The organism is Vibrio sp. Y20_XG_PY13, assembly GCF_024181925.1.
GTDB lineage: Bacteria > Pseudomonadota > Gammaproteobacteria > Enterobacterales > Vibrionaceae > Vibrio > Vibrio parahaemolyticus.
Map to the genome: position 1 here is coordinate 325,413 of NZ_JAMZAL010000002.1, position 16,741 is coordinate 342,153.

The following is a 16,741-nucleotide window of genomic DNA, read 5'->3' on the forward strand; positions in this document are numbered from 1 at the left end:
TATCGCTGCGCTTTTCTTTTATTTGCGAGTTCTATTCATAAACTCACTAGTACGGAAATCGTCTTACTGAGCTTCAATTAAGTACACTTCTTCAGAGAAGCGGCTTAAACCCTTCTTCGCGATCTTTGGATGATGTTCATCAGCTTGATCGACGTTTAAGCATGTTACCTTGTAGCCTGCAAACAACTGTTGAATTTCTTCCAATGGCACACTAAATGGAGGACCAGCCATTTCCTCTTGCGGATAGTTCAATGTCACAAGCAAAATACGACCGCCCGGATTCAAAAGCTGCTTCAAGCGCGCTACGTACTCTTCTCGCATATCTTGCGGCAAAGCCACCAACGCAGCGCGATCATAAACAATATCGGCTTGAGAAACCGGAGCCGTAAAGAAATCACCAGTATAAATCGACAGTTCATCAAACTGATACAACTCGTGCATACCACTAATTGGGGTCACAGTTGGTGTATAAAAGTGTTCAGCAAAGAAAGAACGCACCGCTATTTGGCTCAGCTCAACCCCTTCCACAGAGTCATGTTTCGTTGCTAACCAAACGAGATCTTCAGACTTACCACACAAAGGAACCAAGACTTTGTCTTCACGTTTCGGATTCGCATGGTGCCAGTACGCTGGCAATAGAGGGTTCACATCTTCCAAATGAAAACCGATTTGATTACTGGCCCACTTACTGTGCCAAAATTCTTGATCTCTCATTCTTACTTTCTACTTGTTGGCTGATTTTCGTTTTGTGGGGTAAGACTAATGATTTTTTTTAATTTGTCTATGCCGTTCATCTTTGGTTAATACTGCGATGATAGGATGTCATCGTTCCTTGGAGAACAAACTCTTTATTCTCTATGCAGAATAAAGAAAAGAGAAATGGTGATCTAACGCACGATTCCTCCAAAAGGTTAATTTTTAGCCTTGGGATCTTTCGGAAAGTCCCCATAAATAAGTTAGTACCTAATTTGCCCAGTCTTAGCGACTTTTACGTTCCCATTTTCTAAGTGCAAGCAAGTTAAGGAGAGTGAATGAGCTTATTTCTACGTACTACAGCATTGATGCTTTTGGTACTAAGCCGTGCGCCGGCATTCGCCGCACTTCCTAATGCCCCAAGTAATGAACAAAATCGTTCCCCTAGTCAAAACGAGGTTTGTTCTAAACTATTTAAACACAGCCTTAGCGGCTTGTATGGAATCCAATCCATCGACTCTCGTCCAACCCAGCCTTATTCAGATTTCGATATTCTTTACAGCAAAGCGCATCAAGCCCAATTCGAGCTTGAAACCATTTGTAAAAGTACCGCCCTACTCAACGATGCTCAGCCATATTTCGCTGGCATAAAATCTAAACATCGCGCCGAAGAAAAAATCGCACATGAACTGGATGGCCAAGTAGAACGCATTACTGACTTAGCTCGTGCGACTATTGTGGCGGAAGATGTGGCAAGTTTGGTCTCTATTTACGAAACGCTAGAGCGCGAAACAACTATCGTTAAAGTCAAAAACCGCTTTAAGAAACCTGGCCCTTCTGGCTACCGTGATCTGAACTTGTTAGTCCGTTTGCCAAAAACGAATTTGATTGCAGAAGTACAGCTGCACTTAAAAGCGATTGCGGATGTAAAAAATGGTCCTGAACACGACCTGTATGAGCAAATTCAAAAGCTTGAACGTCAAGCATCAATGGAAAAGCGAAATCTAAGCGAGATTGAAATGGCTTCCATTAAGAATATGCGTAGCCAAGCGAAAAACTTATACCAACAAGCATGGCAGCCTTACTTAACGACGCATTTAGAAGCGGCGTAAACAAAACGCAGCCTGAGAAACAACAAAACCACCGCAATGCGGTGGTTTTCGTTTGTATGAAACATCAAATTTCATACATAACAAAAGACCACGACTAAGCGTGATCTATTTGATTGGTTTTACTGTTCTTTTTTTAGATTTTCTACACGAGCTTTTAACTTCTGGCCCGGGCGAAACGTAACTACACGTCGAGCAGTAATTGGAATATCTTCACCGGTTTTCGGGTTACGACCAGGTCGTTCATTCTTGTCACGAAGATCAAAGTTACCAAAACCTGACAGTTTTACCTGTTCGCCACTTTCCAGTGCCTTACGAATCTCTTCAAAGAACACTTCCACCGTTTCCTTGGCGTCCCGTTTACTAAATCCTAATTTATCAAACAGGTTTTCTGCCAATTCGGCTTTTGTGAGCGCCATAAAACTTTCCTCAAAGCTATGTTAAACAATGCTACCTAGTGTAGCGCCAGAGCAGTTTTACCCTACCAATTCAACAACATATCGGGGTTACATCAGGAAGTGTATGACAAGCTTATGATTTTCGCCAACTTTTTTCTTTGCGAATAAAAGGAATGCCGATGTATAAATTATTGTTAAATAGCGACATTTCAATATTTTTTGTTTAGTGAATGCTTAATTACAAAAAATATCCAGTCAATATGACTAAACAATAATAACAAAACAACATTAATCACTATTTAATAAAAATATCAGAGATTGGCTATTTTACAGACACATGACATAAAACTTGTCGGTATTTCAGTGATTTGTATGTAACTTGATACGTAACAATTAGTTCAAAGGTACGACCACTCCATATAGCTAATGTGCTTTGAGAAAGCTTGATTTAATCCACGGTTCTCATTGTTTCACCATGACGCAATGCATGAAGGTTTGATACTGTGATTACCACTTAGTTGATTAACCAACTAAGCGCACATCTACCTCATATACACTAAGGCGACCATGATTAATCAGATCATTAATATTCTTTTTCCTGTGTTCGCTCTTGTCGGTGTGGGCTATCTTGTCGGGCGCTATATCAAACCTGATTTTCGCCCTATAAATCGAATTAATATCGATGTATTCACGCCAGCTCTGGTGTTTTCCTCATTAGTGAGCATGCCGCTCGACTCTGAACAAGGTCCCCTGCTCTTAGCCGCCATCATTGCGGTTTTAATTCCGGGGTTACTCATGATTCCGATTTGTAAAATCACTGGGCTAACATTTAAAGCTTGGGCTCCACCTCATATGTTTCGAAATAGCGGGAACCTTGCGATACCGTTGTTCACTTATACATTTGGCGAAGTTGCCCTTTCTTCTGCTGTACTGCTGTTTGTAGTATCAGCTTGCTTACATATCAGCGTAGGTGTGATGTTGTTAAGTAACGGTAATCCATTGAAACAAATCATAAAGATGCCAATTTTCTTATCAGCGTCACTCGCATTATGTTTGAACTTATCAGGTATTGGCGCGTGGACACCGTTGTATGAAGCAACAGCACTACTAGGGCAAGCCGCTGTTCCGGTAATGCTGCTTTCTCTTGGCTCACAAATGTGCCATCTAAGACTGGATGGATTAAAAGTTGGAGTTTTGTGTACCGTTCAATCGTTAACGACTGGCGCAATCGCGTTTGCAATCATTTATTGGTTTATTCCTTTACCAACCATGCAACTACAAATGATGGTGCTGTTCACCATGCTACCTCCAGCGGTCATGAATTATCTATTTGCAGAGCGACTGAATATCGAACCGATGACAGTGGCATCCATGGTGTTGTTTGGGAACTTCTTTAGCGTATTGACGTTGCCATTGCTCCTAAGTTACACGCTGTCGTTGGCGTAAGTGAACCTTGAGAGTCCATCGTTGCTGTTGGTAGGCAAACCTGAAGGTTGGGATTTTCGACACAATCTTTCTATGTAATCTTGTTTCACAATCTATGTTGTATGTGCGGAATAGGCATAAAAAAACCCTGCCAACTTGGCAGGGTTTTCAGTCTCTTAAAAAGTTTGTTACGCTGCGTTAATTAGTCGCGCAGAGCTGCACCAAACTTCTCAGATACGTGAGCAACGATAGCATCAACCGCACCAGCGATGTCTGCATCTTCAAGCGTACGCTCAAGTGACTGTAGAGTCAGAGCGATAGCTAAGCTCTTCTTACCTTCTTCAACGCCTTTACCTACGTAAACGTCGAACAGCTTCGCATCTTTAAGGAACTCGCCACCTTGCTCTAGACAAGCGTTAACGATGTCACCAGATGCAACAGCTTCGTCCACGACTACTGCGATATCACGACGGTTTGAAGGGAACTTAGAAAGCGCTACCGCTTCTGGGATCACTTTGCTGTTGATTGCAGACCATTCGATTTCGAATACGATAGTGCGACCGTTTAGACCGAACTTACGCTCAAGCTCAGGGTGAACAGTACCGATCACGCCCACTTCTTTGCCATCTACGATGATTGCCGCAGATTGACCTGGGTGAAGAGCTGGGTTAGCTTTTTTGCTTTCAGGTGACAGTGCAGCGAAAGAGTACGCTTTTTCGTTAGCAGACAGTTCTAGAATTGCTTCTAGGTCGCCTTTAAGGTCGAAGAAATCAACCGTATTAGTTTCGATATCCCAATGTTCTTCACCGCGAGTACCAGCGATAACACCTGCAAGCATAGGCTCTTGGCGCATGCCGTTTTCTGCAGATTCACATGGGATGAAACGTAGGCCGTATTCGAATAGACGAACGCGTGGCTGTTGACGCTTCTGGTTGTGAACAACCGTGTTCAACAGACCTTGGATAAGACCAAGACGCATTGCTGACATGTCTGCAGAAATTGGGTTTGGAAGTACTAGAGGCTCAACACCAGGTACAACTAGCTTTTGCTGCTCAGGCTCAACGAAGCTGTATGTGATTGCTTCGTGATAACCACGGTCAACAAGAAGATCACGAACGCGTTTCAGTGGAAGATCCGCTTCAACGTGGTTGTGCATCTTAAGTGCTGCTGCTGGGTTTTGGTTAGGAATGTTGTCGTAACCGTAGATACGGCCAACTTCTTCAATCAGGTCTTGCTCGATAGCGATATCGAAACGCCATGTTGGCGCTACTGCCACCCAACCTTCTTCAGAAGCTTCAACAGTCAAACCTAGGCGCTCTAGGATTTCTACTACGTCAGCATCAGCGATGTGGTGACCTAGTAGGTTGTCTAGTTTAGTACGACGTAGAGCAACTTTGTTTGGCTTAGGTAGGTCTGCTTCAGACTCTACTGCAACAACAGGTGCTACTTCACCACCACAGATCTCAACTAGAAGCTGAGTTGCACGCTCCATTGCGCTCACTTGTAGTGCGTAATCCACACCACGCTCGAAACGCATTGAAGAATCAGTGTGCAGACCGTAGCTACGTGCACGACCACGGATGTGGTCAGGCGCGAAGAATGCACACTCAAGTAGAACGTCTTTAGTCTCAGTTGTTACACCAGACTCTTCACCACCAAAGATACCTGCGATTGCAAGTGCTTTGCTGTGGTCCGCTACTACTAGTGTATCTGCGTTTAGTTCTGCTTCGCTGCCGTCAAGAAGTGTTAGCTTCTCACCTTGCTCAGCCATACGAACTACGATGCCACCTTCGATCTTCGCTAGATCGAATGCGTGCATTGGTTGGCCTTGCTCTAGAAGAACGTAGTTAGTGATGTCTACTACAGGATCGATTGAGCGAATACCACAACGACGCAGTTTCTCTTGCATCCATAGTGGCGTTTCAGCTTGAACGTTTACGTTCTTAACAACGCGACCTAGGTAACGTGGACACGCAGCTGGTGCTTTCACTTCGATAGACACTTTGTCTTCGATTGAAGTCGCTACTGCTTCTACTGATGGCTCAGTCACGTCAGCGCGGTTTAGTACGCCGACTTCACGAGCTAGACCACGAATGCTGAAACAGTCAGCGCGGTTTGCTGTTAGGTCTACGTCTACAGTTACGTCGTCTAGACCTAGGAATTCACGGAAATCGGTACCGATTACTGCGTCTTCTGCTAGCTCCATGATGCCGTCTGACTCAACGTCGATGCCTAGTTCAGTGAATGAACAAAGCATGCCGTGAGATGGTTGGCCACGTAGTTTCGCTTTTTTGATTTTGAAATCACCAGGAAGAACAGCACCAACTGTTGCTACTGCTACTTTCAGACCTTGGCGACAGTTGTGCGCGCCACAAACGATGTCTAGAAGCTCTTCTTCGCCAACATCAACTTTAGTTACGCGCAGTTTGTCTGCATCTGGGTGTTGACCACATTCGACAACGTGACCGACTTTAACGCCAGTAAAAGAACCAGCAACAGGAAGAACGTCGTCTACCTCTAGGCCGGCCATTGTAATTTGGTGAGTTAGCTCGTCAGTAGTAACCGCAGGGTTTACCCACTCACGAAGCCATGATTCGCTGAATTTCATGTTGATGAACCCTCTGGATTACTTGAACTGTTTTAGGAAACGAAGGTCGTTCTCGAAGAACGCACGAAGGTCGTTCACGCCGTAACGAAGCATTGTTAGACGCTCAACACCCATACCGAATGCGAAACCAGAGTATTTTTCAGGATCGATGCCTACGCTACGTAGTACGTTCGGGTGAACCATACCGCAGCCTAGTACTTCTAACCATTTACCGTTTTTACCTTTCACGTCTACTTCTGCTGAAGGCTCAGTGAATGGGAAGTAAGATGGACGGAAACGTACTTCTACTTCTTCTTCGAAGAAGTTACATAGGAAATCGTGCAGAATGCCTTTCAGCTGTGCGAAGTTTACGTTCTCATCAACCAGCATACCTTCCACTTGGTGGAACATTGGGGTATGAGTTTGGTCGTAGTCGTTACGGTATACACGGCCCGGTGCGATGAAACGGAATGGTGGTTTACCATTTTCCATCGTACGGATCTGTACGCCTGACGTATGAGTACGAAGCATCAAATCTGGATTGAAGAAGAAAGTATCGTGGTCAGTACGCGCTGGGTGATCAGCGGCGATGTTTAGCGCATCGAAGTTGTGGAATGCATCTTCGATCTCTGGGCCTGCTTCGGTGTTAAAACCAAGTTCGCCAAAGAACTTCTCGATACGCTCTACAGTACGAGTTACTGGGTGTAAACCACCGTTTTCAATACGACGACCTGGTAGTGTTACGTCGATTGTTTCTGCTGCTAATTTCGCTTCAAGCTCTGCACTTTGTAGTGCGTCTTTACGAGCTGCGATAGCTTGCTGAACTACGCCTTTCGCTTTGTTGATCTCTTGACCAGCTTCACGGCGCTCTTCTGGTGGTAGTTTACCTAGGCTTTGAAGTTGAGCAGTTAGCTCACCTTTTTTACCCAGATACTGAACACGCACTTCATCAAGTGCGACTAGCGATTCGGCAGCTTCAATTGCAGTGCTCGCGCTAGCAATGATCTCTTCTAGATGTTGCATCGTTTCCTCATCTACCTGTTGGTAGTGTCCATAAGGGAGTGATTGGTTTTTTGATAGCTGTACATAGTAGCCAAACCAGACTCCAATGCCAAATTGAATTATGAAAAGAAGAGGTTATTGAATAAAAAGAACACAAAAACGTAAAAAAAGCACTGTTATCGAACTTAACAGTGTGCGAGCGCTTGTGTAACAAGCACCAGTTTCATAAATAAGCTTACAAACATAGAAGGGGAAAATGCATTAACTTGGTAGCAGAATCTCACCATTCAAATCATTCTGCACTGATTAGTTTTGTCGGACAGAAACCGGCTCTAGCGTTACGTACTTTTGAACAGCCCGAACTCTATTTTTACCTTCTTGCTTCGCTAAATAAACGGATTCATCGGCTGCGCGAATCAAATCGGTGTACGTACTCATGTTTTCTGTTCGCTCTGCAACGCCAACACTGATGCTACCTCTCCACGGTTCATAACACGTTGGAACGAGCATTTGAGACACCTGTTTTCTTACCATTTCCGCAACATGTAACCCGCCGTCCAGTCCTGTGTCTGGACAAATAACAAAGAACTCATCACCTCCCAATCTGCACACAATATCATCGCTACGAAAATGATATTTAAGTGCCTGTGCAAGCTCGATTAACACCAAGTCTCCGGCCTCATGCCCACACGTATCATTGACTTGTTTAAAATAATCCGCATCAATCATGATACAAACCAAAGGCAGTGTTTTGTGCTCCGTGCCATCCCAAAGCTTTTTCAATGTTTTGATTGCACTGCGTCGATTAGGAAGTTGAGTTAATGAGTCCGTTAATGACAGCGCTTCCAGCTGCTTATTTGCCGTTAACAACTGGTTCGTTCTTGCTTCTACTTTTTCTTCTAATTCCAAATTGAGTTTTAAGAGATCACGATTACGTTCGGACACTTGAGAAAACAGCGCATTGAGTGCTTCTAGTAATGGCTCGGTAGACGCGTTAGCTTGCTGCTCTTGTTCGCGATAAGCTTCTAAAGGAGAAACGCCTCGTTCGATGGCTTTGATCTGTTTCGCCATATTTTGATCGATGCCAAGAATGTGGTACGCCAACCAATGAATGAGAAAATCCAACAACTGCTCCGCTGATTGCCGATTATCTTCGTTAATAAAACTTTGCATGCTGACAATATCACCCATAAAAGTGCGATGTACTTGAATATGCTTTTGGAGATGCTCGTGATGAATCCCCACTTCTCTCATTAAATTTTCCTCTTCTTTGAAGTGAAATTCGGCGTAACGAGAGAGTTCAAATAACGCGCTCTGAATATCCGCTATCGAAATCGTGTTTCGCGTCAAAAGTTTGCCGTACTTATTAATAAACTCAACGAGATACTGGTGTTGATCGTCAACATCTTCGATTCCTGTTTCAAAATAGATGTCCCAACGAAATGAATTCAACGTTACTACTCCCAATATCGACGAGTCTATATCAAGTCACCATGCCGCAACCTGAAATACCACAATAAATGCAGGGAATAGTAACGATAAAAGTTTTCTAACGCCTCACTGAGTAGTCAAAATAATGACAAAGATCTCCATGATGGATTATTTTCGCTAAGCAATTCAGCAAATCTAAAAATAATACTGTATAGAGAGCTCAATAAAATCGTCGTCTCGAGCAAAATAAAGTAAGTCTGTCGGCGTATTATTTTTAAATAACCACGCATCAACTTGCCACTTCAGATGGTTCGATATTCTGCTAGAGGCTTCTAACTTTGCGTTATAAACATCTGAGTTATCCAAATCTTGCGTAATCCCAGTGAGAATTTCAGTTCCATCCTCATCATTTAAGGCAAAGCGGACACCTGCAAACACATCATTTTGACTGATGTTCTGTGCGTTATTTCCACGACTATCATAGAGGTACTCTCCAATAAGGCCAACATCCCAAACCGTGTCAAAAGCGCCGACGATGGTATATTCAAAACCAGTCACCACACCAACATAATGGTCATAACTATCTCGATATACACTTTCAAGCTTCCATAACCAATCTCCGACAATGCCTTGAACATCAATACCGACATGACTCATCAGCGCATAATATGGTTTGAGTTCACCTTGCTCGAATCGAAAATAGGGATCTCGATTGGTCCCGTACAAATAGCTCAAACCAATATCCCAATCACCCAGCATTTTGGAATATCGAAATGCCACATCAATGTGTTTCTCTTCCCTACTCGATTCATAAATAGCGCTGTCAGAAACAACAGGCTCCGTACGTAAACGTCCGTCTTGACCAGCAAAAGTACGCTCCCGAAAATAAGGAAGTACCATGGCATGAAAAGCGCCCCAATCTTTAATCGCCGTAAAATGTACCATTGGCTGACCCAGTTTATCTTCGCCATCAACCGCTTCCACAGCATCTGTTTGGTTCACAACATCAACCAGATGCGCGGACTCGGTGACGCCCCAAAACACTTTACTGATCCCAACTCTAAGCTCGTAATCATCCCAATACGTGAGAAAAAGCGCTTCTCTAATGTCACCGTGGGTTCTTTCATCATCGAGGCTATCGACTCGAAAAAACGGTGTGAAGGTGAAGCTACTCTCTCCGCTTTGGAAGTCCCAGTAAAGTTCAGGCTGAACTACAACAGAGCTTTGGCCTTTACTCTGCCCTTGCAGCCCTTGAGAGAGAAATTGTCGATGCTCAACATTCAATTGCCCCGCAAGCTCAAATGCGAACAGCGAGGGCGTTACCAACATCGCGAGTATTCCGCCAAGTTGGTTTACTCCTTTGCCCATATTCATACCACTCCCTTATTTAACTCGCTTGAGCACGTTTTTGTTGAAGTCATTCTCTTCCAACCCTGTTTGAAAGCGCAAATCGCTAGTGTTCAATTCTGTACTTTTGCCAGTTTGGTGATTCGTCATTGCCATGGTATGTGCACGCCAATATTTATCGAGGTACTGCTTATAATTAGCGAAAGTTAGAGTTTTCAATAACGCGCCTTTTCGGTCGTAAAACTCGACTTTGAGAGGGCGATAATGCGCCTTGTCAAGCCATACTACCTGCTTGGTATAACCGGAGTTCTTGTCCGTTGGGATTTGCTCTAGAACGAATACGTCTTGCCCGTTGAACTTCTCATCCTTGAGGTGGTTAAAGCGGTATTTTTCGATTTCAAATGAACTCAAGTCTTCATACGCAAACTCGCTTCCCATAAACGGGCCCGACTTATTACGTGACGAAATTCGCTTTACTCGCTTTAAGGCAGGTAAATACAACCATTGGTCATCCGCATCAATGGTATGAGAATGGTTGAGAAAAGCCGTGCCCGTGACATCCCGAGGCTGGTCAAAAATGGTCAGCCCTTTGTCGCCATCCCCTTCAACTTCGAGAGATTTCAATCGCATAAGGCGCGTACTGCTTTCACCTTGTGCGTTCTTTAAAATCATCTCCATGGTTGCGATAGAGTCGCCCCAACCTTCATCTCTTGCTTTTCGCTCCTGAGCAATTTCCAGCCCTTTTTCTTCATTCGCATAAGTGAATGGCGATGTAACTAGCGAAGCCGACAACATCAAAACTTGCAATACGTGGTTCATTTTTTTCATGGTTCAATTCCTTTTAATTCTGAGTTACGACTGAGTTGCAGTGATGGTGGACGGCGCTTTCAAGCGCGCGTTATCAGACGGACTTTCTTGTAAGTACGCTTTTTTATCGAATAGCATTAGTAAGGTTGGGAGGAATAAGAAGTCCACAACCAAAGCGATGAAGATAACAATGGCGCTGAGCTGCCCCATATCCGCATTCAGCCTGAAGCTAGACATTGCCAATACAAAAAAACCTGCCACTAAAACCACCGTAGTGATCCACAGTGCGCGACCAACGGTATGAAACGCGTAACGAACGGCTTGCTCTGCTGTTTGCCCCTCGCGGCGCGCTCTTTGATATTTGGAAAGGAAGTGAACGGCATCATCGACCACAATCCCCAGCGTCAATGTCACAACAACGGATAAGCCGAGGTTGATTTCACCCGATATCAGTGCCCACAAACCAAAGCCAATGACCGCTGGCGCAATATTGGGCATCAAACTAATTAGCCCTAATCTCACGGAGCGAAGTGCAAAAATCAGCAAGGCAGAAATTAAAACAAGCGTGATCGGTAAAGTGGACAGCATGCTCGCCATATTCGTCTCTCCAATATGGGCGAACATTAATGACGGGCTTGATGCAACCACTTGATACTGAGGGGCGTGCTCTGCAAACCATTGATAGATTCTGTTTTCTAAATCGACCAGTTCCACACTGCCGAGGTTTGCCACGGTCAACACCATTTTGATCGAGGATTTATCGACATTGATTTGATTATTGAGGTCAAGGCCGTACGGCAAAGACATTTCGTAAAGCAGTAGATATTGCGCTGCGAGCTCTCGCTCTTGAGGGAGCAAGTAATACGCCTCATCATCACCATGCATGTTCTTGTTGAGACGCTTATAAACATCTGCCAATGTCGCCACATGGTCTGTTTCAGGTTGGTCTCGTAGCCAACTAGAAAACTCACCTATCGTGTTAAGAAAATCAGGAGCGGCAATACCTTGAGACTCGTTGGTTTTAATCGCAATGCTGATGTTGGTCATACCGCTGATTCGCTCTTCCATAAAATCAGCAGCCTGACGAAACTCGTTACGTTGACCAAAGTACTCTACCGATTCGTCATTCACCTTGTTAAGTGGGATAAGACTCGCGCACACGACAATGACAGCAACCGAAAGTGGCAACAAGGCTCTTCGTTGCGAAACCACAAAGTCACCTAAGCGATCCATGACATGTTTTTGGTCTTGTGACGTTTCCATTTTTACGTGGATAGGCAGCAACTTGAGCAACGCCGGCAACAAGGTAACGGAAAGAAAACAGGCGACCATAACACCTAAAGCAGACAAGTTACCGAAGTCTCGCAGGACAGGAGAATCGGACATGTTCATCATCAAGAAGCCAATCGCGGTTGTTACGGATGTAATCAGAATAGGCACGAAATTCAAAGCGATACTGCGCTCGATTGACTGCGCTTTCGTGAACCCGTTTTTCATTGATTGACGCATGGTCGCAATCACATGAACACAGTCAGCAACCGCAAGCGTCATGATCAACGTTGGAACGTTTACCGTCGCAGTGCTTAAGAACATTCCAGCCCAACCGGAAATGCCCATGGTCGCCATCACAGAACCAATGATGACAATCAGCGTCGCTATCACACTTAGAATGGAACGCAGCATGATAGTCAAAAAGACCAAAATCACAACGAGCATGGTTGGCACTAATGTCGAGCTGTCATCTTGCGCAGCAGTCATAAAAGCGTGGTTCATAGCAATAATGCCCGCTTTATGAAAAGTCACGTCAGGATACTCGCGTTGGTAGCGGTCAATCATGGCATTGATACTCGACACCACCTCCTCCACTTCTGCGGTCTTATCCATCTCGGGCAACTGGACGGTAATATTCACCACGGTGACATCGCCTTTCTCTGACACCAATGCGCTTTTTAAAACAGGTTCACTGAGTGCAATGCTTTTGACCTTGGAAATTCGTTCTGGGGTCAGTTCGTATTCACTGTATAGAAGATCTTCAACCAACAGATCATCTTCAAAGGCTTCTGTGTGTTGATAGTTAGCGATAGAGTCAACACGGCTCGAGTATGGGACTTGCCAAGCGTCGACTGTTATTTTCTGGATAAGAGACAAGGTCTGCGGGGTAAAAATGTCGCCATCTTCAGGCGCGATGACGATGGCAAGGTTGTCCGTTTTTGCGAACGTGGTCTGGATTTCATCAAACGCAAGCAGTTGCTTGTTAGTACCATCAAAGAAAATGTCGTAATCTCCTCTGAAATACAGGTTTTTACCTCCTATTGTAGCGACAATAATCAAGAAAATAGTTGCTAGTAGAACGAGCAAACTGTATTTGGTGGGTATCTTCCCCAAACCAATTCCTTGGTGTTGCTGAGCTTTATGGTGTGGCATCACACTCTCCTTTGTGACGTTTCGTCAAATTTAAAAACTAAAAAATCAGCCAGCGCTGTTTTCTAGTTTTTACGTAACTTTTCAAATGCCTCTCTAGGTTCTTCACCTTAAGCATCATCTTTTAAGTCAAATATTGACGATTCGTCACTTTAGTGTGATAAAAAAGCCAATCATCGTTTGGATTGGCTTCTGTAACCGATTTAGCGGTTCACTGTTTCTAAGTAAGCAATCTCTTCGCTAAAGAGTTCCTGTTCTACTCGACGCCAGGTTTTCCGATAGTCCCACTCTGTAGAAAGTGGCGCCCAACCTAAGCCGTCTAATAACATATTCGCATTGTGCAACACAGAAAATGGGTCTTGGATTCGTTGTATACAGCGACTATTCGATGCGTTTTGCGCAAGCGCGTTAGAACCAAATGCGATAGACCAGTTAGCAAACACAATAGCATCCGCACCTATAGCAGGAGAAAACTTTAGATCTCCGCACTCTACGGCATTATTGACCAACGCATCTGCACCGGAAATCACTTCTTCTTCTAGCCGATTCAGCTCATTCAAACGTTCAGGTGATGCTTTTTCCAACACCCAAGGCGTTTTAGCTACAATCGCGCAAGTCGACAGCACTGGCTCCATTCGAGCGTAAATACGATAGCCTACATGCATCGCAATAATTTTCTCTCGAGTATTGCCATCGAAGTTTGCCGTGCGCTCGAAAAATATCGCTTCGCTTTTTAACGAATGGATACAAAGCGCAAGTATTACGTCTTCTTTGCTGCAAAAATGATTGTAGATGGTGCCCTTAGAATAAGAGCTAGCCGAGGTCAGCTTATCCATAGTGAGGTTCGCAAACCCCTGCTCTTGGACGAGTGACTTAGCCAGTTGAATAAGCTCAACTTCTCTATCCGCAATCGCTTGTTGCTTTTTGGTTAGCCCGGACGAGACACGACACCCGTCTCGCTTACCATCCTTTTTACAGCGAAAGTTAAACATAATCCTTTGATCCGTATACCCACACACTCCTGATAATTGTAACACGATTATGTAAAACAGGAACGTCACCATTTTTGACGAACCGTCATAATTGACACTTCGTCATAATAGATCAAAAAACAAACATTACAAGTATGAATTTATCCATAACGAAAAATTACAAAAATCTATAGTTTTATCATTAAAATGCAAAAACAAAGGCTAGACAAACTGATGTGCTGAAGATTTAGGCGAGAGATAGACGTTAAGCCAAGAGCTTACAAACTCGATATTTCCCAATACCTAAGATGCAAGCCATTGGCTCTGAGAGATAAGTGAATGGATTAAATTGAAAGGCTTGGTTTATCCCCTGCTGCTGCAATTGCGTAGCGAATATCGTCAATAAAACGAGATTCTGTTTCTACAATTCCATCAGAGAATGTCACTGGTTGATGTGGCCCAGCAAGTAGAACTACGTTTGTGAAGTCGGAAACATTAAAGTTTTCAGCGACAACATTCTTCGAGTGAAAATCAATCACCGTTTTCGCTACTTGATCTTCAAGCTCCAGCAACTGTTCTTCCGTAATTTTCATTCGCGCCAAAGCAACACGAACGCATTTATCATATGTCGTTGTTTGCTCTTTGATTATCTCGGTGTACTTATCGTTTAACTTCGAGTTTTCTGCGTAGCTGTAGTACAGCGGGCCGTGCAACGTAATACTTTTGTTTTCATCTACGTAAACAAGGTCTAGCAACTCTAGTGCACCCAGATAATCAGACATGCTTTGCTCTGATAAGTCGTATTTCTTCTTTAAAATTGTGTATCCATCTTTTCCGCGCAACATCCTCAGTTCACGATAAAAATCGTAAAGATGTGGGAACTGAAAAAACACTTCATCTTGTGTTCGACTAAAATAATCTTCATCTTCACCTTGCAACTGATTGGCTAACTTTTGCAATTCATCCAATGTACAGTCAATCGCACGACAGTATTCAAGCAGTTTATCTAACGCGAGGTTGGTACTGGTTAAATGTCTCTTAAAAGTGGACAGTGGCATGCCCATTTTTTCAGATAGCTCTCGATATGTTAGCCCCTTTGTTTTAATCGCTTGTCGTAAAGCGGCTAGCAAATATTCGGGAGTCAGATCTCTCATCTACTATTCCTTTTGGCAATGTTACAGCTTTATAGTATTTGTAACAATTTAGAGCTTATTAGCAAGCTATAAGTTCATATTTTTATAATAAATTCTTGAATTAATATACCAACAACACCATTCAACACGCAAATGACATAACTCAAAAGACATTGAACTTGGTTATATATATCTAAGTCATTTAATAATAAAAGAAATAAAATCAGTTTACCTGATCGCAATTTGTATGGCTTAGATAATTAAAACAAGAAGATAACACCAGATCACATAACTAGTTTTAGAATATTTACCCTACTTAAACCCAGCCAAGTAAATGAATAAAAATTCACACTCGAAAAAAAGTTATACCAATAAAGCCCTAGGATTAGAATTTGAGTTTTTTAACATTTAGGAGTGAAGCTATGGCTTACTCAAACCACTTGAGGGAGAGTCTAAAGAAGGCGAAGAACCGATGTTGCCTCGCCAACCAAAAGCAATTCTATTCCACGAGCTTTACAGCGGTACCAAAAGCAAGGATTTCAGATGAACCATCGACAATTGAGCTTGTAGTAAAGCGAATTCCTACAATCGCATCAGCGCCTTTCTGGTTCGCTTGCTCGACCATACGTTGAATAGCAATGTCACGTGCTTCGGTCATCATTTCGGTGTATCCGCGGATCTCTCCACCAACAATGCTTTTTAGACCAGCCATTAGGTCTCTGCCGATATGCTTAGATTGAACAACGTTGCCCGTCACCACTCCTCTAACTTCTGCTATTTCCTTGCCTGGAATCGTATCTGTTGTTGTGTAAATCATGTCGTGCCCTTAATACTATGAAGTAAATACAGTACGTTACCACCAAGCCTTTAAATATGAAATCAGGATAGTGTTAGTAAGTTATATAGAAGTGGCTGTGCGTGAATACCTTTATTGAAAATATTCAATGTGAGAGGAGTATAACCAGAAGTGATGCAAACAAGTAAGAAAACACACAGAAGAGAAATTACAGATAATAAAAAAGGAGAGCGAATGCTCTCCTTTCCTTAAACCTAAACTGCTAATTAAAGAGCAGCTTTCGCTTTTTCAACTAGAACTGCAAATGCAGCTTTGTCGAATACTGCGATGTCCGCAAGGATCTTACGGTCGATCTCGATAGATGCTTTCTTAAGACCGTTGATGAAACGGCTGTAAGATAGACCATTTTGACGAGATGCCGCGTTGATACGTGCAATCCATAGTTGACGGAATTGACGTTTCTTAGCGCGACGGTCACGGTAAGCGTATTGACCAGCTTTAGTAACTGCTTGGAAAGCTACGCGGTAAACACGTGAACGTGCACCGTAGTAACCTTTAGCTTGTTTTAGAACTTTCTTATGACGTGCACGAGCTTGTACACCACGTTTTACGCGAGGCATT

General features: G+C 43.5%; 14 protein-coding genes. 2 read left to right on the top strand and 12 right to left on the bottom strand.

The features are described from left to right. Positions 1 to 63: 63 nt before the first annotated feature. On the bottom strand, positions 64 to 714 hold the full coding sequence (locus NL646_RS06620; protein ID WP_005480776.1) for a thiopurine S-methyltransferase: 651 nt from the start codon (positions 712 to 714) through the stop codon (positions 64 to 66). A gap of 317 nt (positions 715 to 1,031) precedes the next feature. Between NL646_RS06620 and NL646_RS06625 the strand changes: the two genes are divergently transcribed. After that, entirely contained in the window at positions 1,032 to 1,805 is a 774-nt protein-coding gene (locus NL646_RS06625; RefSeq protein ID WP_253664016.1) for a phosphoribosylglycinamide formyltransferase, read from the top strand. 119 nt (positions 1,806 to 1,924) lie between these two features. Here NL646_RS06625 and ihfA read toward each other — a convergent pair whose 3' ends face one another. Continuing rightward, on the bottom strand, positions 1,925 to 2,221 hold the full coding sequence (ihfA, locus tag NL646_RS06630; RefSeq protein WP_005462650.1) for an integration host factor subunit alpha: 297 nt from the start codon (positions 2,219 to 2,221) through the stop codon (positions 1,925 to 1,927). 546 nt (positions 2,222 to 2,767) lie between these two features. Between ihfA and NL646_RS06635 the strand changes: the two genes are divergently transcribed. Continuing rightward, the gene (locus tag NL646_RS06635) at positions 2,768 to 3,646 is read left to right on the top strand and encodes an AEC family transporter (RefSeq protein ID WP_005495507.1); all 879 of its coding nucleotides are present in this window, start codon (positions 2,768 to 2,770) and stop codon (positions 3,644 to 3,646) included. 181 nt (positions 3,647 to 3,827) lie between these two features. On the opposite strand, the gene pheT is transcribed toward NL646_RS06635, so the two are convergent. From pheT to rplT, 10 genes are all read right to left on the bottom strand, one after another. After that, positions 3,828 to 6,233 (bottom strand): phenylalanine--tRNA ligase subunit beta, encoded by a 2,406-nt coding sequence (pheT, locus tag NL646_RS06640; protein WP_062889279.1) that lies wholly within the window; start codon positions 6,231 to 6,233, stop codon positions 3,828 to 3,830. Between the two features lie 18 nt (positions 6,234 to 6,251). Beyond that, complete coding sequence (pheS, locus tag NL646_RS06645) at positions 6,252 to 7,235, bottom strand: phenylalanine--tRNA ligase subunit alpha (protein WP_005480737.1); 984 nt, start codon at positions 7,233 to 7,235, stop codon at positions 6,252 to 6,254. A 285-nt stretch (positions 7,236 to 7,520) separates the two neighbouring features. Beyond that, entirely contained in the window at positions 7,521 to 8,666 is a 1,146-nt protein-coding gene (locus tag NL646_RS06650) for a GGDEF domain-containing protein (RefSeq protein WP_069525081.1), read from the bottom strand. Between the two features lie 174 nt (positions 8,667 to 8,840). Beyond that, positions 8,841 to 10,013 carry a hypothetical protein gene (locus NL646_RS06655; protein WP_253664107.1) on the bottom strand — a complete coding sequence of 391 codons (1,173 nt, stop codon included), beginning with the start codon at positions 10,011 to 10,013 and terminating at the stop codon, positions 8,841 to 8,843. 15 nt (positions 10,014 to 10,028) lie between these two features. After that, positions 10,029 to 10,820, bottom strand: coding sequence for an outer membrane lipoprotein-sorting protein (locus NL646_RS06660; protein WP_253664017.1), 792 nt, complete (start codon positions 10,818 to 10,820; stop codon positions 10,029 to 10,031). Between the two features lie 24 nt (positions 10,821 to 10,844). Then, positions 10,845 to 13,223, bottom strand: coding sequence for an RND family transporter (locus tag NL646_RS06665; protein WP_253664018.1), 2,379 nt, complete (start codon positions 13,221 to 13,223; stop codon positions 10,845 to 10,847). 200 nt (positions 13,224 to 13,423) lie between these two features. After that, the gene (locus tag NL646_RS06670) at positions 13,424 to 14,212 is read right to left on the bottom strand and encodes a TetR/AcrR family transcriptional regulator (RefSeq protein ID WP_005462636.1); all 789 of its coding nucleotides are present in this window, start codon (positions 14,210 to 14,212) and stop codon (positions 13,424 to 13,426) included. A gap of 323 nt (positions 14,213 to 14,535) precedes the next feature. Continuing rightward, positions 14,536 to 15,345: a helix-turn-helix transcriptional regulator gene (locus NL646_RS06675; RefSeq protein WP_005486668.1), complete on the bottom strand. Its 810-nt coding sequence runs from the start codon at positions 15,343 to 15,345 to the stop codon at positions 14,536 to 14,538. A gap of 478 nt (positions 15,346 to 15,823) precedes the next feature. Next, positions 15,824 to 16,141 (bottom strand): heavy metal-binding domain-containing protein, encoded by a 318-nt coding sequence (locus tag NL646_RS06680; RefSeq protein ID WP_005462608.1) that lies wholly within the window; start codon positions 16,139 to 16,141, stop codon positions 15,824 to 15,826. A 245-nt stretch (positions 16,142 to 16,386) separates the two neighbouring features. Next, positions 16,387 to 16,740, bottom strand: coding sequence for a 50S ribosomal protein L20 (gene rplT, locus NL646_RS06685; RefSeq protein ID WP_004727974.1), 354 nt, complete (start codon positions 16,738 to 16,740; stop codon positions 16,387 to 16,389). Position 16,741: the final 1 nt, after the last annotated feature.